The 19,194-nt window shown below is 38.6% G+C and carries 10 protein-coding genes; 5 read left to right on the forward strand and 5 right to left on the reverse strand.

Features of this window, described 5'->3' with window-relative positions; all coding sequences use genetic code 11:
- The first annotated feature begins 379 nt into the window (after positions 1 to 379).
- From carA to GWI58_RS06970, 3 genes are all read left to right on the forward strand, one after another.
- Entirely contained in the window at positions 380 to 1,543 is a 1,164-nt protein-coding gene (gene carA, locus GWI58_RS06960; RefSeq protein ID WP_110229749.1) for a glutamine-hydrolyzing carbamoyl-phosphate synthase small subunit, read from the forward strand.
- A gap of 16 nt (positions 1,544 to 1,559) precedes the next feature.
- Positions 1,560 to 4,787, forward strand: a complete 3,228-nt coding sequence (gene carB, locus GWI58_RS06965) for a carbamoyl-phosphate synthase large subunit (RefSeq protein ID WP_004248980.1) — start codon at positions 1,560 to 1,562, stop codon at positions 4,785 to 4,787.
- Between the two features lie 482 nt (positions 4,788 to 5,269).
- On the forward strand, positions 5,270 to 5,413 hold the full coding sequence (locus tag GWI58_RS06970) for a Hok/Gef family protein (RefSeq protein WP_004245198.1): 144 nt from the start codon (positions 5,270 to 5,272) through the stop codon (positions 5,411 to 5,413).
- Between the two features lie 71 nt (positions 5,414 to 5,484).
- Here GWI58_RS06970 and GWI58_RS06975 read toward each other — a convergent pair whose 3' ends face one another.
- The 5 genes from GWI58_RS06975 to metC all read right to left on the reverse strand — a co-directional run bounded on the left by GWI58_RS06975 (position 5,485) and on the right by metC (position 17,111).
- Entirely contained in the window at positions 5,485 to 12,561 is a 7,077-nt protein-coding gene (locus GWI58_RS06975) for an Ig-like domain-containing protein (protein ID WP_161769036.1), read from the reverse strand.
- 297 nt (positions 12,562 to 12,858) lie between these two features.
- Entirely contained in the window at positions 12,859 to 13,689 is an 831-nt protein-coding gene (gene dkgA / locus GWI58_RS06980; protein ID WP_012367446.1) for a 2,5-didehydrogluconate reductase DkgA, read from the reverse strand.
- A 27-nt stretch (positions 13,690 to 13,716) separates the two neighbouring features.
- Positions 13,717 to 14,874, reverse strand: a complete 1,158-nt coding sequence (locus GWI58_RS06985) for an iron-containing alcohol dehydrogenase (RefSeq protein ID WP_041700949.1) — start codon at positions 14,872 to 14,874, stop codon at positions 13,717 to 13,719.
- Between the two features lie 247 nt (positions 14,875 to 15,121).
- Positions 15,122 to 15,793, reverse strand: a complete 672-nt coding sequence (locus GWI58_RS06990) for a DedA family protein (protein WP_094959421.1) — start codon at positions 15,791 to 15,793, stop codon at positions 15,122 to 15,124.
- Positions 15,794 to 15,917: 124 nt separating this feature from the next.
- A complete protein-coding gene (metC, locus tag GWI58_RS06995) occupies positions 15,918 to 17,111 on the reverse strand; it encodes a cystathionine beta-lyase (RefSeq protein WP_017628249.1) in 1,194 nt (397 codons plus the stop codon).
- Positions 17,112 to 17,441: 330 nt separating this feature from the next.
- Here metC and exbB point away from each other — a divergent pair, with 330 nt between their 5' ends.
- Both exbB and exbD read left to right on the forward strand, forming a co-directional pair.
- Positions 17,442 to 18,452, forward strand: coding sequence for a tonB-system energizer ExbB (gene exbB, locus GWI58_RS07000; RefSeq protein ID WP_046334269.1), 1,011 nt, complete (start codon positions 17,442 to 17,444; stop codon positions 18,450 to 18,452).
- Positions 18,453 to 18,458: 6 nt separating this feature from the next.
- The gene (exbD, locus tag GWI58_RS07005; RefSeq protein ID WP_004245188.1) at positions 18,459 to 18,887 is read left to right on the forward strand and encodes a TonB system transport protein ExbD; all 429 of its coding nucleotides are present in this window, start codon (positions 18,459 to 18,461) and stop codon (positions 18,885 to 18,887) included.
- Positions 18,888 to 19,194: the final 307 nt, after the last annotated feature.

The following is a 19,194-nucleotide window of genomic DNA, read 5'->3' on the forward strand; positions in this document are numbered from 1 at the left end:
TTTTATTGTTGTTTATCCGGTTTTTGTTTGTTGTTTTTATTTTTTAATAACTTCCTTTGTTTTCTTCCGTTTTTATAGTTAAAATTTCGCTTAAGTCTCTTTTTTTATTGTCTCTATCATCTTTTTAAAATATCTTGGTAAGCAAACGGTTAAATTTGTAAGATGGGTGATGGAAATTGTCACTTAGCTGATTAAATTGCTAATGATTGATATTTTTTTAATTAAAAGAGTGTTTTTTCTAGACATCTGCTCATGGGATCTTTAGAATGCGCCCAATTTGCCAAAAATTTGCCCAAATTTATGTTTTTGGCATTGATTTAGAGTCTTAAATCTGAATTAATATGCATGAAATGTGATTTATTATTCTCTGGAGGGCGTTTTGATTAAATCAGCTATACTGGTTCTAGAAGATGGGACCGAATTCCACGGCAGGTCGATAGGCGCAGAAGGCGCTGCTATCGGTGAAGTCGTTTTTAATACTTCCATGACCGGTTACCAAGAAATATTAACCGACCCTTCTTACTCCCAACAAATTGTTACTCTCACCTATCCTCATATTGGCAATACCGGCGTTAATTCCTCAGATAAAGAATCAGCAACTATCCATGCTCAAGGGTTAATTATTCGCGATTTACCCCTAGTGATGAGTAATTATCGTGCCGAAGAGAGCTTAGCCGATTACCTTAAACGTCATCAGATTGTGGCGATAGCTGATATTGATACACGTAAATTGACGCGATTATTGAGAGAAAAAGGCGCACAAAACGGTTGTATTATCGCAGGCACTCATCTTGATGCTAAACAAGCGCTTGAAAAAGCGAAAGCGTTTCCAGGATTAAAAGGAATGGATTTGGCGAAAACGGTGACAGTGGAACAACCTTATCAATGGACACAAGGCAGTTGGACATTAAAAGGGGAGTTGCCAGCCGCTCAATCACCACAAGATCTCCCTTTACATGTGGTGGCCTATGATTTTGGTGTGAAACGTAATATTTTACGTATGCTGGTGGATAGAGGCTGTCGAGTAACAGTGGTTCCAGCACAAACCTCAGCCCAAGAAGTGTTAGCGCTCTCACCTGATGGCATTTTTCTCTCTAATGGTCCGGGGGATCCAGAGCCCTGTGATTATGCAATTGACGCCATCCAAACTTTCTTAACTACCGATATTCCAGTATTTGGTATCTGCTTAGGGCACCAATTATTAGCCTTGGCGAGTGGTGCAAAAACCGTAAAAATGAAATTTGGTCATCATGGTGGCAACCATCCCGTTAAAGATTTAGATAATAACAGTGTGATGATCACCGCCCAAAACCACGGCTTTGCTGTTGATGAAGCATCGTTACCTGATTGTTTAAGAGTGACACATAAATCACTATTTGATGGTTCTCTACAAGGTATTCATCGCACAGATAAAGCTGCATTTAGTTTCCAAGGTCACCCAGAAGCGAGCCCAGGGCCTCATGATGCGGCGCCGCTTTTTGATCACTTTATTGAACTTATTGAGCAATATCGTCAAAACCTGCAATCAGTGACAAACAAATAAATCAGGAGTGAAAAAAATGGCTAAAAGAACAGATATTAAAACAATCCTGATTTTAGGTGCAGGCCCGATTGTGATTGGTCAAGCGTGTGAATTTGACTATTCAGGCGCACAAGCGTGTAAGGCACTGCGCGAAGAGGGATATCGTGTTGTTTTGGTAAATTCAAATCCTGCTACCATTATGACAGATCCTGAAATGGCAGATGCCACTTATATTGAGCCTATTCATTGGCAAGTGGTCAGAAAGATTATTGAGAAAGAGCGCCCTGATGCCATATTACCGACAATGGGCGGACAAACGGCATTAAACTGTGCCTTAGAATTAGAGCGTCAAGGAGTGTTAGCTGAATTTGGCGTAACAATGATAGGTGCAACGGCTGATGCTATTGATAAAGCGGAAGATAGACAACGCTTTGATAAAGCGATGAAAAAAATTGGTCTGGATACGGCTCGTTCAGGCATCGCTCATACTATGGACGAAGCATTTGCAGTGGCTGAGCAAGTGGGTTTCCCTTGTATTATTCGCCCTTCATTTACTATGGGGGGAACAGGGGGGGGGATCGCCTATAATCGTGAAGAATTTGAAGAAATTTGTACTCGAGGTTTAGATTTATCACCGACAAATGAACTATTAATTGATGAATCATTAATTGGCTGGAAAGAGTATGAAATGGAAGTGGTGCGCGATAAAAATGATAACTGTATTATCGTTTGCTCCATTGAAAACTTTGATGCGATGGGGATCCACACCGGTGATTCTATCACGGTTGCTCCAGCGCAAACGCTAACAGACAAAGAATATCAAATTATGCGTAATGCCTCGATGGCAGTATTACGCGAGATTGGGGTTGAAACTGGTGGCTCCAATGTGCAATTTGCCGTTGATCCTAAAACAGGGCGTTTAATTGTTATTGAAATGAATCCTCGTGTTTCTCGCTCATCAGCATTAGCGTCAAAAGCAACAGGTTTCCCAATTGCAAAAGTCGCGGCCAAACTTGCAGTAGGTTATACCCTCGATGAGTTGATGAATGATATCACTGGAGGAAGAACCCCAGCCTCTTTTGAACCTTCTATTGATTATGTAGTGACTAAAATTCCTCGCTTTAACTTTGAAAAATTTGCCGGTACCAATGACCGTTTAACCACGCAAATGAAATCTGTTGGTGAGGTGATGGCTATTGGGCGCACTCAACAAGAGTCAATGCAAAAAGCATTACGCGGACTAGAGGTTGGTGCAACTGGGTTTGATCCTAAAGTAAACCTCGACGATCCCGAAGCGCTCACCAAAATTCGTCGTGAATTAAAAGAAGCCGGATCGGATCGCATTTGGTATATCGCGGATGCTTTCCGCGCTGGAATGTCGGTTGATGGTGTGTTTAATCTCACCAATATCGATCGTTGGTTCTTAGTGCAAATAGAAGAGATTGTTCGCCTAGAAGAGCAAGTGGCACAACTTGGTTTAGCAGGTCTAAATGCTGATTTCTTGCGTCAATTAAAACGTAAAGGTTTTGCGGATGCACGCCTAGCTAATATCTTGAATGTGAAAGAGCAAGTCATTCGCCAACTACGGGAACAATATCAATTACACCCAGTTTATAAACGGGTTGATACTTGTGCGGCAGAATTTGCTACGGATACTGCTTATATGTACTCCACTTATGAAGAAGAGTGTGAGTCGGATCCAAATCAAGACAAACCTAAAGTGATGGTCTTAGGTGGTGGTCCAAATCGTATTGGTCAGGGGATAGAGTTTGATTATTGTTGTGTTCATGCCGCTCTAGCATTACGGGAAGATGGGTATGAAACCATTATGGTCAATTGTAATCCAGAAACGGTTTCAACGGATTATGATACTTCCGATAGACTTTATTTTGAGCCAGTCACCCTTGAAGATGTATTAGAAATTGTACGGATCGAAAAACCACAAGGCGTGATTGTGCAATATGGTGGTCAAACGCCATTAAAATTAGCAAGAGCTTTAGAAGCTGAAGGGGTGCCTGTTATCGGCACCAGTCCTGATGCAATCGATAAGGCAGAAGACAGAGAACGTTTCCAAAAAGCCGTGGATAAGTTAGGGTTAAAACAACCAGAAAATGCCACAGTGACGACATTAGAAGAAGCGGTAGAGAAGGCAAAATCTATTGGTTACCCGCTGGTGGTACGTCCATCTTATGTCCTCGGTGGACGAGCAATGGAAATTGTTTACGATGAAATTGATTTACGTCGTTATTTCCAAACGGCGGTCAGTGTTTCTAATGATGCCCCCGTACTGTTAGACCGATTCCTAGATGATGCCATTGAAGTAGATGTTGATGCGATTTGTGACGGTCAGCAAGTGGTGATAGGCGGTATTATGGAGCATATCGAACAAGCGGGTGTTCACTCTGGAGACTCTGCTTGCTCTCTACCTGCTTATACTTTAAGCCAAGATATTCAAGATATAATGCGCAAGCAAGTACGTGAACTTGCTTTTGAATTAGGCGTTAAAGGGTTGATGAACGTACAGTTTGCGGTGAAAGGTAATGATGTTTATCTTATCGAAGTGAATCCTCGCGCCGCACGTACAGTGCCTTTTGTCTCTAAAGCAACCGGTGTGCCATTAGCAAAAGTTGCTGCTCGAGTGATGATAGGACAAAGTCTTGAACAGCAAGGCGTTACCAAAGAAGTGATCCCTCCTTACTACTCGGTTAAAGAGGTGGTACTCCCCTTTAATAAATTCTCAGGTGTCGACCCTATTTTAGGGCCTGAAATGCGATCTACCGGTGAAGTGATGGGGGTTGGTGCTACTTTTGCACAAGCTTTTGCTAAAGCGATGTTAGGTAGCAATTCCACCATGAAGAAAAAAGGAAGAGCGCTACTTTCGGTTCGCGAAGGTGATAAAAAACGTGTCGTTGATTTAGCAACTAAGCTATTGAAAAATGGTTTTGAATTAGATGCAACACATGGTACTGCCATTGTCTTGGGGGAAGCCGGTATCAATCCTCGCCTAGTGAATAAAGTGCATGAAGGGCGACCTCATATTCAAGATAGAATTAAAAATGGTGAGTATGACTATATTGTCAATACGACTGCCGGTCGCCAAGCTATTGAGGATTCAAAATTGATCCGCCGTAGTGCATTACAATATAAAGTTCACTATGACACCACATTAAATGGCGGATTTGCGACAACACTGTCATTGAGTGCTGATCCTACTATTGATGTTATTTCAGTCCAAGAGATGCATGCAAAGATAAAAAAATCTTAATTTTTTAGTTGTTGTTATAACAATCCCGAATGGGTATTAATTACCTATTCGGGATTTTTCTTTTTTCGATGTAATAGAAAAAAGAAAGCCCCACATAACGACATGTAGGGCGAGTGCAAAACAAAGAGGTGGGTGCGGATCTTTTTTTCAAGAATGGAGGCAAGAAAATAAAATAAGTAAATTTCTTTGTTTTAGCGGATTGATTTTGTCTTTTTTAGATGTCAGCGTCAACAAGAATATTTATTAGTTATTCAAGTAACATGTTGTTTTAATTTGATTAATTTTAAAAAATACTACCAGTAAGGTATAGAGGTGAGGGAAAATTCTGCTACTATAGCGGTGGGTGCTTGGAGCGTTTTGGTTCAAGCATTGCACTAGAGCCAAAAAGACAAAAGCCCCGAATTTTATTTTCATAAAATCCGAGGCAGTCTCAAAGCTCAACAACTTGATTCTGCCTCCTTTATTAAAAGGAGTCAATCAAATTGACGAAAATAACCTTATTTGGCATTACGGTTGTCTGTGTGACGGTACTTATGTTTGCTTTAATTGTCGGTGAACGATTATGTTCGCTTAACATTAGTAACGGAAACATGGTCGTTCAAGCTGTTTTGATGTGTCATCAATAGCTTGATGGGGGAGGTTTCCTCCCCCCAATTTTTGTTCAAGTTGTGAGATATGTGGTACAAGCACCCGGTCTTTAAAAATATCCCCCTATTTGGCCATTCCAATGAAATTCTTTTTTAAGATAACTGGATCTGTTACCTATGGTTATATTTGCTTTTAACGTACCATGACCAGAATCATTAATTCTACATTCTTTGTCTAATGCGTAGTGTGATGATGTTGGCGATATTTCAGCTATTTTTTTAGAATGCTCGCTAAATATAATCTTATCTGGATAAGTTAATTTCTTATTAATATTTCCGATGAGTTTATCCGATGAATTTAATGTTACATCATATAATTCCGTAGTAATAGAAATGGGATAAAGTAAGTTTTTCGGCTCACCTTTAAATACTAATCTTGGCGTTAAAATAAGATGTGTTGTAGCGGTTGACCAACCATTTTGACAAGATGAAGCAAGGGTACCTGTATTTGTATAGATAAATTTAGAATTATAATCAAGAGAGATTATTTTATGTGCATTATTGACAGGGAAATAATCAATATTAATTTTATACTTTTTAGGATCGACGTAAGGCTGATTATTACTATCAAAGGTTGTGACTTCTAGTGTTAATTGTTTTGGACTCGTTAGATATTGTTTCGGTACCTGAATTTTTACCGGGTCATGTATATTATGTTTAGGTGCATAGTTTTGTCTTTCTTCTAAGGCGATAGAAGTGCCGTTTTCATCAAATAACTCGAAGTTAATTGCTTTAGGTGTGTCTGATGAAGACCATTTAACAATAAAATGATTATCTGAAGTGTATAAAGGTTGCCAAGTTAAATCATCCAAATGTGTATTTGATTTGCTCTCTCCCGCAGATAGAAACTCAAATGAGTTAATTGTGATGCGAGGCAATGCTTGTATAATGACGTTATAGCTTTGCTTATGATCTTGAAAATAATTATTATTTTTCACCTCAAGTGTTAATGTTGTTTGCCCAATATTAAGGTTTTTGATAATCCCATCTGGGGTGATTTCAACTATGTTAGAGTGACTACTATACCAAGTTGCATTTGCTTCAACGGGGACATCTGGCGTAGGGCTTTGAGCCATCAATAATTTATCTGCAGCAGAATCAGTTGTTAATATAATATAATCCTTTTTAAAATAATAACTTAGTACAGCTTTTTCTTGCTGATAGTCTACAATTTGGCTATCCGCTAGGAATTTATCTGTAGCATCACTTTGTATTACTATTTTTGCTTTTCCTGGTTTAATGGCGGTTAAATTACCTTTACTATCGATGGTGGTTACCAAGGTATCGCTACTAGAGAAATGAATGGGGATATTTTTAGCCTCTGGATTATCAAATTCTGTTGCTATCTGGTGGGTAACGCCATCATTCCAGATCGATTGTATGGTGTGAGGAGAGGTCACTTTCAGTTTTGGTGGTGCTTTTTCTATCACTAAAGGATAGCTATTTTTAGCGGATGGATATTGCTCATTACCTAAGGTTTGTAAGGTAATAATTGTAGTACCAGCCTTTTTCATGGAGATTTGCCCACTCGTTGGATCAATGGAAGCAACAGTAGGATCAGAGCTTGACCATATTACCTGCATATTTTGTGGTACACCTTTATAACTTAACGCATCAATTACAGCTGATTTGTAGATTTCCTGTTGGATAGGTTTCTCAAAGATAATATCAGGTTTAGGGATAGCCACTTTAATCGTCAATGGCTCTGCGATAGTTATCGTTTCAGCTTGAGCGGTTAAGATAATATCGGACATCGTATTTGCTGTAACATTTGTTTGATATTCACCATTGCCCACTGACTTTAATGGATTGTCACTAAAATTAGGCTTACCACTGATAGTTTTAATATCAACATTCTTACCATCAATAGTATTACCGTATTTATCCATTAATTTTACGCTTAATAACGTACTATCTTTATTATCAGCATTTATAGAACGACGATGACTATTAAAGGTTGATTTATGAATATCTATTTCAGCTGGCATGACAGTAATATCTTGTGTTGATTTATAATTATTTGAATCAAGATAAGCGCTCATCTTCAAGCGTCCCGCGACATGACTAGTCACTCGATTCGTTGCTATCCCCTTATCATTAGTATAAGTGCTGTAATGATAATCATCTGCTGATCCGAGTAATTTCCATGACACAATAACATTAGGTAATACATTATTATTGGCATCAACGACAGTCGCTTGGTAGTTAACACCTTTATCTCCTGCGGTTATAGTTGTTCTATCAACCTCAACAGCGCGTATTTTCCATGTCGTCACATCGGCATTAAGTTGTAATATTTTTTGTTTTTTGAAATGGGTGCCATTTACCATAACACCAATCTGTGCTGTGCCCGATTGAGTTCCTGTTATTTCAATCTCATAGCGTCCCGGTGATATTTGTTGTGCTTGACTAAATTTGATGGTTGGATTTTTAGAAAATCCGCTTACTTGTTGGTTGGGGATGATATTTCCATTTTTATCTTTAATCACAAATGTCAATAATGCCTTATCTTTGCCATTAGCAATGATTTGACTCGGGTTCAACGACAGTTCTGACATCGTTTCATCAATGTGACCCGTTAAAAAGTGAACATCATCTGCTATATAAGTACCAGTCGCTAATCGTGTGCTGACTTTGGCAACACCGGCAGAGCGTCGAGATAATCCAACTATTGCTACACCATTAGCATCTGTAAAAGTTAATGGTGTTTCGAGTTGACTACCTTCATTCGTTGACCAAGCGACAGGTACACCCATACCGACAGGATTATCATGGTTATCAACTAAATAGGCTTTATAAGTAATAGACTCCCCAGCATGCGGTTGCATATTGCTAATAGTAAAGTTTTTCACCTTTGCTGTTGTGTTATTAGGGAGCACCGTTAAAGAAATGGATTGTTTTATTGCTAATGGATCAACGTGAGCCGATAACGAGGTTTTTCCGGTTTTTAATGCGCTCACTTGGGCTTGATAAATGCCTTTTTGTTTCTCTTTAAAGGGCGTAATCGTTGTTTGTAAATTAGCCTGCGGGGTTAAGGTGATTTTATTGGCTAAGTTGGGCAATAAATTACCTTCTTTATCCTTTAAGGTTATTGTTACGGTCGCTTTATTTGCCCCTGCTACAATAGTGTCAGGGAATATGGCAACAGTAGAAAGAGAGGCCGAAATATCACCTTCCGTAAAGGTGACAATGTGATCAGCATTGACAGATTGTTGGTTATTGAGCACTGCCGTTACTTTCGCTTTTCCTGCCTGAGTACTTGAGAGGGTAATTTCAGCTATTCCTTGCTTATTGGTCATGCTTAATGGTGCTGCAAGCTTACCGAGATCACTTATCCAACCGACAGTAACGCCTTTTGATATTGGATTGTTATGTTTATCGGTGATTTGTGCTTGAATAATGACTTTGTCTTTACCATTCGCTGTTACGGTATAAGGTGCCATAACCTTAACGGAGTGGATCTTGACTGTTTTATTATCTGTTAAAAATCCTAAAGATTGCGTTGCCGTAATACTATCAATAGTGGCGGTAATTTGACTGAGTCCCGCTTTTGTACCTCTAATATGTGCTTGATAATTGCCGTTAGCCGTTTCTGTGATTTTACTGAATTGAATAGTGCTGTTATCCCCAATTAGCGCAATATCGTTACTACGACCTATTACCGGATTATCAAATTTATCACGTAGGTCTATTTTACCCACAGCAAAGGCATTGCCATCGGCAATGATAGATTGTGGTTCAATCGTCAAATAACTATTTTGTTGCACTGGCGCCCCCGCAACAAAGGTTACCTGAATGCTTTTTTTCTCTTTATTTGATAAATAGGCGGTAATTGTTGTTGGCTGTGCTTTGGTTCCTGAAATGACAACTTGCGTTCTACCTTTTTCATCTGTTTGAGTAATAGTTTTATCAATATGATTAATACTTGATTGCCAATAAACAGGGGTATTTTTCAATGGATTATGATAAGCATCAGTTAAGTTTGCTACTACGGTAATGCTATCTTGGTTATCTGCTATGGCAGATTGCTTATTATTTAATGTCGTTAATGTGAGAGTGGCACTTTTGAGATCTGCAACGGCAACTAAGTTAGTTTGTGCATGTTGACCATTATTTAATCGCGCGGTGATGGTTGTGATACCAGATTGTGATGTTGTTAGCGTATTTTTGGCGATACCTTGAGCATCAGTCTTAGTTTGTTGCTGAGCAAATTGAGTACCAGCACTCCCTTGCCAATTAACAATTGTATCAGGAAGTTGATTACCCAGTTTATCTGTTACTATTGCAGTAAGTTCTGCGGGATCTTGCTTATCTGCAACAATCTGATTTTTATTAACCAATAATTCACTAATCAAAGCTTGTTGCCCATTAGCAATAAAAGTAATTGGCTCAGCAGTAAAGGCATTGTTATTTATACGCGCAGTTACCCGCACACTGAGTGCTTGTGTACTGGTTAACTTGTTGGTGGTGATCCCTTGCTCATCAGTCATTGTGGTATGTTCAATGTTAACAATACTTTTATCGTGCTCAGTTTCCCAGCTAATTTGTGCATGAGGGAGCGGCTCACCGAACTGATCTTGTACTAATGCAGTAAGGATGACCGGGGTTTGACCATCTGCGACATGAGTTGTAGAGGATGGGGTTATGGAGACAATAACCCCCTTAGCTTGGTTGGCGATAAATTGGGTTGTCGCGTGAGTCATCTTGTCGTTTATTTTGGCCCTCACGGTGACCGTACCGGCGACTTTACTTATCATAGTGGTGGTCGCCTTACCTTGCTCGTCTGTGGTTAATATGGTTTGTTTTAATTGTGCTTGGTTATCTGCCGATAATGTCACATGAGTAGCGGGTATCGGATTATTTTGCTTATCAACAACTTGTAATGAAATGGTTTTTTCTGTTTTACCATCGGCTAGAGAAAGTGGTGGTGTGATCGTGAAGTTTTGTTGTGGAATATAGGCGCTGTCATTATCCACACTAAAATGGACTTCAGTCGAATAGGTTATCCCTTTTACTTGTACACCAATCTGCGAACTCCCTACGTGAGTATTAGTCACTGAAGCAATAATCTCACCTTGTTCATCCGTTTTTCCTGAGCTAATGACATTAGCACCATTACTGGAAGTAAAGTTGACTGGATAATGAGCCAATGGATTGTGGTTGCTATCAGTGACTCGCACTTTGATTTTATTTTGACTTTTACCGTCGGCTGGCGCGTTATCTTTTGTAACCGTTAGGTTGCCTTTTGCAATATGGGCAGTTTGATTATCGGCAATAAGTGTCACGGTTGCTGAGTTGAAGGTATTATCACGGAATACGGGGGTTAGGGTTAATTTTTCCGGTATACTTCCTGCTGTAACCGTTAATTGATATTTCCCAGCAGCTAAACGAGAGAAAGTAGAAATACGGCTATTGCCTTTTTCTGTATCAGACTGTTGCTGTAATGTAATTTCTTTACTATCAATATCAACGGGTAAATTATCATTATCAACGATGGATAATATTAACCTTTGGGTAGCTTCACCGTTAGCGAACAGTTGGCTCTGTTTAGGTGAAAATAGGCTATTACGCGTATTGATTAACGATTTATCTACAATAACCGTTGTTTGAACAGGCGCTGAACGATTGCCATGGGTATCAATGGCAACAGCACTAATGATATAGCTATTTTTCTCAATTGCACCAATTTGATATTGAGGCAAAATCACGGTGTAATGAGTTCCACCATGATGTTTTATTTGCCCGCCTTGGGCATTTAACGTACTTGCGGACCATTCAATATTGGCTAACGGATATTTTGTTTTTACTTGAACTTGTAAATCGCGCTCCTCTTTAGCATAACCATTTATTGAATCAACCATAGAAAGGAAAACTAAAGTTTCCTTTTTATATTCTAAAATCATATCGTTATTACGATTAACAAAATCATAGCGACTTCCTGCTAATGTACGTATTGCTTTGACATTATCAGGATTAAGTTGTGAAGCGAGGGACTCTCCTATGCGGTAGGACAAGCTGATATTCAAGTTATTATCAGCACGATCATGTAAGCCAATACGACGCTCGGCATTTAATGTGACTAATGGTATCGGAGTATAATTAATCCCTAATGTGTAGGTATGTGGATTTTTGTCCCGTTTATCTTTGCCAAATAGACCAACTTCTTTACCATAGTATTGTTCAAAGATTAATTTAGTGCCTAATTGTGGATAAGCTGGAAAATAGCCTTCTGTTCGAATGTCCCAACCATTCGCAGGGCGTTCACTATAATCTAAGATATTATTAGAGGCTCGCCAACTTGATAGACGGTGATAATGGTTAGAACTTAATTTGAAATAGTCTCGCCAAATTTCGGCGCCAATTCCCAAACGATTATGATGATGCGTTAAATCATGATCATAAAAGCCATTAATGCCGACCATAAATTTTTCAGTAAAATAGCGATAACCAATACCATAATTAAATTGGCTACGAAGATCTTTGCGATGATAGTTAGTTTGAGCAAAGATCAGCTTCTCTTTTTGTTCATATAATGGAATTAACAATTCTGCTGAGCTATTTTTTAAGGTGAGATTTTTATCTGCTGAAAGTGAAACTCGCGCATGCCCAAATTGATTAAGCCATTGTTCTATTTTCTGATTGGATTTACTGGAGATTTGGCTAATTGCATATTGTGTTACATCGATATCTTTATTGAGTAAAAATGAATTATCAACAATAATTTTAGCGAGCTCTTCGCCTTCTGTTGAGGGGATTGCCTCATCTTGATTATTGAGCCACTTTTTTTTTAATAAATATTCATTAGGAATATTAAGAATAGTTCCATCATTTATTTTTAGCTCACCCGTTAACGATACATGTTGTGGATTAGCTTCAATCAATTTAAATAATTTTATATTAAATTTTTTTGCGATAGATTCTGGGGTATCACCCGCTTTGACTTGATAAGTATTTTGTTGATTTATATCGCTAATATTATGTTTTTTAAAATTATTCTCATTGGCAAAAGTCTGCGTAGGCATGGTTGTCACAATAGGAAATGCTAATTGTATAAAAATATTAAGCCAAGCGACTTTTCTCGTAATAGAACTGGGGCGTGGGGAAGGTACATTATTTAACGTCGTCATTTTTAAACTCATCGTAACAAATAATGATGAGATTTTCGTATTTATAGTTTTTTTAGATATCAGAAACTGAACTTTAAGTAAATAACTTAACAATATATAAAAAATAGCAGATGAAAATTTTAAATGTAAATAAAGATTTAATTTGACTTAGTTAGACATGCGCTAATCATGTATTAAAAAACAATAAATTCACTTTGTCTTATTTTAAAGTGTAATGATATAAAATATATTCATTGATATAGTTAATAAAAAGCCAATAGCAAGAGTACTATTGGCTTACTTATAGAGCGTGAAATACTAGATATCAACAAAAGTATCAGGATCAGGCCCCAACCGCTTTCCTTTATCTAGTTGTTTTATTTCAGCAACTTCTTCTTTTTCTAATTTGAAATCAAAGATATGGAAGTTTTCTTCAATACGAGAAGGGGTAACTGATTTAGGAATAACAACCAAGCCACTATCTAAATGCCAACGTAACACAATTTGTGCCGGTGTTTTTTGGTATTTTTCTGCCAGTTTCTGAATAATAGGTTGATCAAACACGCCTTCACCCCCTTGTGCTAAAGGACTCCATGATTCTGTCACAATATTATGGGTGGTATTCCAAGCTCTTAATGAAGCTTGTTGCATCAATGGGTGAATTTCAATCTGGTTAATGACAGGGGAAACGCCCGTTTCTGTAATAATGCGCTCAAGGTGCTCTTCTTTAAAATTACATACCCCAATACTTTTAACCAGTCCCTCTTTTTGTAACACAATCATCTGCTTCCAAGCGTCAAGGTATAGCTCGCGAGATGGCACTGGCCAATGCATTAAATAGAGATCAACATAATCAAGTTGTAATCGCTCAAGGCTTTCAAGTAATGCACCACGAGCATGGGATTGATCGTTGTTCCATAATTTGGTGGTAATAAATAATTCGTCTCGAGGAATAGTGCTTTGCTTTAATGCCTTACCAACACCTTCTTCGTTATGATAAATAGCGGCGGTATCAATCAGACGATAACCTGTGTCTAAAGCATGATGTACCGCTTTAATAACTTGATCATTATCTGCTTGCCAAACCCCAAGTCCAAGTTGTGGAATAGTGTTGCCATCAGATAGTTGGATCAATTTAGGATTACTCATTATATACCTCCAGTTGCCTTTAAGTACTTAGAGTGCTGCCATATAGATACGCTGGCTGACTTCCAAGGTGATATCCTGATGTTCACCGAGTGCGGTTTGTCCATGTTGTTGCAGTTTTTGCACTAAGGCTGGAATATCCGCTTCACTGATATTAAAGTCAGACAGCCGTGTTTTTAGTCCCATGCGTTCAAAGAATTTACGAGTCTCATTGATGGCGCTATCGATTTTAAATGCATCAGAGCCTTGATGGATCCCCCACACTTTTTGTGCATATTGGATCAACTTAGCGTATTTCTCCTGACGTTTTTCGTTTAATAGCGCGGGTAAGACAATCGCGAGGGTTTGTGCGTGATCAAGCCCGTGTAATGCAGTAATTTCATGGCCTAATGCATGGGTTGCCCAATCTTGCGGTACACCGACACCAAGAATACCATTAAGTGCTTGGGATGCTGTCCACATTATATTAGCACGGATATCGTAGTCTTGTGGTGAGGTGAGGGCTTTCGGTCCTTCTTCGATTAAGATCCTTAATAGGCCTTCTGCATACTCATCTTGTACAAGCGCATTTACCGGATAAGTGAGATATTGCTCTAAAATATGAATAAATGCGTCAACAACGCCATTAGCGGTTTGTCTTGGTGGTAAAGAAAACGTTGCAGTTGGATCTAAAATAGCGCAATGAGGATAAACATGTGGGCTAGCAAAACTTTGTTTATCCATCGTTTGTTTTTTACTGATCACGGAAAAACAATTGGTTTCAGAGCCAGTTGCTGGAAGGGTTAGTACACAGCTTAATGGCAGTGCTTTTTCAATTGCCTGACCACGGCTAGTGACAATCTCCCAAGGCTCTCCTTGATAAGGTATTGCGGCCGCAATAAATTTGGTTCCATCAACAACAGAGCCTCCTCCTACAGCCAGTAAATGAGTAATACCGTGATAACGAGCATAAGCAACAGCTTTCATTAGCGTTTCATACGAAGGATTGGGTTCAATACCGCCAAACTCATGAATTTGATACCCTGGTAAGGCCGCATGCACTTGATCAAGTATCCCATTGCGCTTAATACTTCCGCCGCCATAAGTTAATAAAACTCTTTCATTTTTCCCAATTTCAGAACGTAATTTTGCAATTTGTCCTTGACCAAAATGAATTCGAGTGGGGGAGTAATAAGTGAAATTTTGCATGGTTGTTTCCTCCATAACTTACATATTGTGCGGGTAGTACCATAACTATAATTCACATAAATAATAGTTGTAGGTTTTTTACGTTATCTTCACGATATTTACTACACTTTTATAAAGTGATTGTTATTGGATTAAAGAATAAACGGCGGGCTGTCTAATGAAAAATGAAGGAAAAAGCGAAAGTGAATATTAAAACGCCATTATTTTTACTTTAAATAATGGCGTTTTTGGTGTTACTCGAAATGGTTTATTTGGCGCGGTTATTGCTACTTTTACGATGACGAATATACATCACAATAGAGCCAATTAAACCGGCAGTTAATAGTAATACTGGTAATGTCATAAGAATATTCATTACCAATGTTTCATGTTTTTGAATAAAAGGGATCAGGTTCAGTATATAACCTAATGAGACAATAAGACCGACCCATAAGAAGCCACTAATCCAGTTAAATAGTTGGAAGCGACGTTGTTGTAATTCAGATAAACCGGCCAAAGTCGGTAGTAATGTACGTACAAAACCGATAAACCGGCCAATTAATAGTGCGTACAGGCCTCGACGATGGAAAAGATCATTGGCTTTATGGTGATATTGTTCGGGTAATTGAGCCATCCAACGTTTGACCACTTTAGTATCACTTAGCCAGCGGCCTTGCAGAAAACCAAGCCAGCTACCAATACTCGCGGCAGTACCTAACACAATAATGGTTGGCAAGAAATGTAAAACATCTTTGGCAATTAATGCACCACAGAGAATTAATAATGTATCGCCGGGTAGAAATGCGGCAGGTAGAACCCCATTTTCCAGCATAATAATAACAAAAAGAACAATATAAATAATCCACAAAATATTTGGATCAGCTAGCACCATATAATCATGTTGCAGTAGCGCGTGAATTATCTCTTTTAATGTACCCATTCGGCGAACTCGCATCACAAAAAAACTATATGAGAGCTATTCTAACGTAAAAAGAAGATGATCGTTTGATTTAATCCCTGTGAAACCACAGGGATAGCTTTTTTTTAATAAAAAAAGAGATGAATTAGTCAGAAATACGTAAAAATGCTTGCTCTAGATCTTCAATTAAATCATCAATATTTTCTAAGCCAATATGTACTCTAAATAAGGTTCCTGCGAGAGTAGGCTGAGTGTCATATTGTCGCATCGCTTTAATATCATTGGGATGATAGCCTAAAATAAGAGATTCAAATCCACCCCATGAAAAGGCCATTTTAAACAGGGATAAGTTATCAAGAAAACGTGAAAATTCCTCAGTGGTGAGGATCTTTTTTAGACTAAAAGAGAACAACCCATTACTTCCAGTAAAATCACGTTGAAAATAGGTGTGCCCCGGACAAGAAGAGAGTGCTGGATGGTAGACATTATCCACTAGCGGGTGCTGTTTTAACCAACGCGCAATTTCTAATCCACTTTGCTCATGTTGTTTCATTCTAACTGCTAAGGTTCTTAAACCACGAGCTGCCATATAAGCTGTATCCGGATCTGCGCACTGGCCTAATAAATACGTGTTTTCACGTAATTGTGGCCAACAACGTTGATTAGCAACAGCAAAACCTAACATACCATCTGAGTGACCAATAATATATTTGGTCGCTGATTGGATAGAAATATCAGCACCTAAAGTAAGAGGTTTAAGTAATAAACCTGCTGCCCACGTATTATCAATCATTATAATAATATTTGGGTTATAGTGTCTTACCGCAGTGATAATACCTTGTAAATCTTGTACTTCCATCGTAATAGAGCCGGGTGATTCTAGAAAAACAATTTTTGTTTCAGGGCGTAATAACTGACTAATTTCAGTGCCGATTAAGGGATCAAAATAGGTTGTGGTGACAGAAAATTTACTTAATATCTGATCACAAAAATTTTGCGTGGGATCGTAAGCGGAACCAGTCACAAGGATATGACAACCTTGTTCAATAAACGCAAGAATAGATTGAGTAATAGCCGCTGCACCTGATGGAAATAATGCGCAACCGGTCCCTTGTTCTAGTTCGGTTAGTGCCTCTTGTAGTGCAAAATGCGTGGTAGTACCTCTTCGCCCATAAAATAGAGCGCCTTCAGCTCGTTTTTGGGTGGCTTCACGTTTTTGGGCAACCGTATCAAAAATAACGGATGAAGTTCGTTGTATAATAGGGTTTACTGCGCCTTGTGAATATTTTTTTGATCGACCACTTAATAGCAGTGAGGTTTCTGGTTTTTTTTGCGTCATCCTTTATACCTACTTGTTATGTAATGATGTGTTTACCCCAAGTTAATGCATTTTTTACTGAAGTACAAAAGAGGATCGCGACAGTTGATAAAATTTCACGTTATATGAAATAACGAAAAATTGTCTTAAAAATCGACAAATGAAAAAAAAATGGCTAAATAGTAATGATAATTACTATCAAAATGCTTCATGTTTGATATCATCTGAGCGTTTCTCTTTTTCCTGATGGCAACAGGATGATTGTAAATAAACGATTTTGGGTAAGTAGTGAAATAGAAACTTCATTACTGAATAGATAATTAGATAAGAAAGAGAGTAAAAGGCCAACTGATGCGTAATTTGACAGCTTCTATTATATTGGCAATCGGTCTGACAGGCTCTGCTTTTGCGGATACGACACCGGCTAAGCAAACTGAGCAACCTGCGACTACGGCCACTTCTTCAACCGCTTCTACACAGGGAACGGCGACTACAACGATTGCACCAACAGCAGAAAATACGGCAACGCCAACGGGGGAAGCAGCCAAAACGGCAACTTCTGAAACACCAGTGGCAGAAGAGAATACATCAACGAGTACAGGAGATGCTGCACAGACAGCTCTAGAGCCAGAAAATGCCACGCAAGGTGCGACACCTGAAATCGTCACTGGAGGGGGATTTGCTGAAGATCTCTCTGTTATGGGAATGTATCGCAATGCAGATCTCGTGGTAAAAAGTGTCATGATCGGTTTGCTACTCGCCTCTATTGTCACTTGGGCGCTGTTCTTTGCTAAAGGTAGCTACTTATTAGCATTACGTCGTCGTTTAAGAAATGAAAGTGCGCAATTAGTAGAAGCGAAATCTCTCAAAGAGGCATTAGCGATTAGCCAAAAATTTGGCAATAAAAGTGCGACAGCCGACTTTTTTAATGATGCTGAATTAGAGCGTACTTACTCTCAAGAGAGTCACGTTGCATCCGGTATTAAAGAGCGTGTTGAGATGCGCATGGAGCGTCGTGTCGCCGCTATTATTCGTGAATTAGGACGTGGTAATGGTTATTTAGCGACCATTGGGGCAATTTCTCCTTTTATCGGTTTGTTTGGTACGGTTTGGGGGATCATGAATAGTTTTATTGGTATTGCGCATTCTCAAACTACCAACTTAGCGGTGGTTGCCCCCGGTATCGCAGAAGCATTATTAGCAACCGCCATCGGTTTGATTGCCGCTATCCCTGCGGTCATTATTTACAATATTTTTGCACGTATGATTTCCGGTTATCGTGGTGAAATTGGCGATATTGCAACAGGTGTAGTGACCTTAGTCAGTCGTGACTTAGATATTGAAAACAGCAAATCAAGGTAATGAATTATGGCAATGAATCTTGGTAATGATTCAGGTGAAGATAATGAATTGCATGATATTAACGTCACACCTTTTATTGATGTGATGTTAGTACTGCTGATTATCTTCATGGTAGCAGCCCCCTTAGCGACGGTTGATATTAAAGTCAATTTACCTGCTTCGAGCGCCAAGCCTCAACCTCGGCCAGAAAAACCTGTTTATTTGACGATTAAATCAGATAAACAGATTTTTATCGGTGAAGAGATGGTAACTCATGAGACGATGGCCAGTGTCTTGGATTCTATGACGCAGTCGAATAAAGAAACGACTATCTTTTTCCAAGCCGATAAAACGGTCGATTATGAAACTCTAATGGGGGCAATGGACTCATTAAGGAAGGCGGGATACCTCAAAGTAGGGCTAGTGGGGATGGAAACCGTATCATCGGGTAACTAATTTTTTACTCATATTATACTTAAAAATATCAGCACTCTATCAGTCATATTGTAATGATTAATAGAGTGCTTTTTTTATTCACTAAAGATATAAATATGGTTATCTTTTTGTACTATTTATTTTTCTAGTATATTAATAGTTGCGCTAAAATAAAATTTAGCTTTAGTGTTAAATGTTATTAATCGTCTTTAGATTAAATTTTGTATAGCAGTATTAATTAAATTACTTAAGTGATTATGTGCTGAATCAATTAATAATAAGTAGATACTATTATTAAAGTTCCAATAGTATCAATATTCGTTAACTA

The sequence above is a fragment of the Proteus sp. G2674 genome (assembly GCF_009915195.1).
In the GTDB taxonomy this organism is placed as follows: Bacteria; Pseudomonadota; Gammaproteobacteria; order Enterobacterales; family Enterobacteriaceae; genus Proteus; species Proteus mirabilis.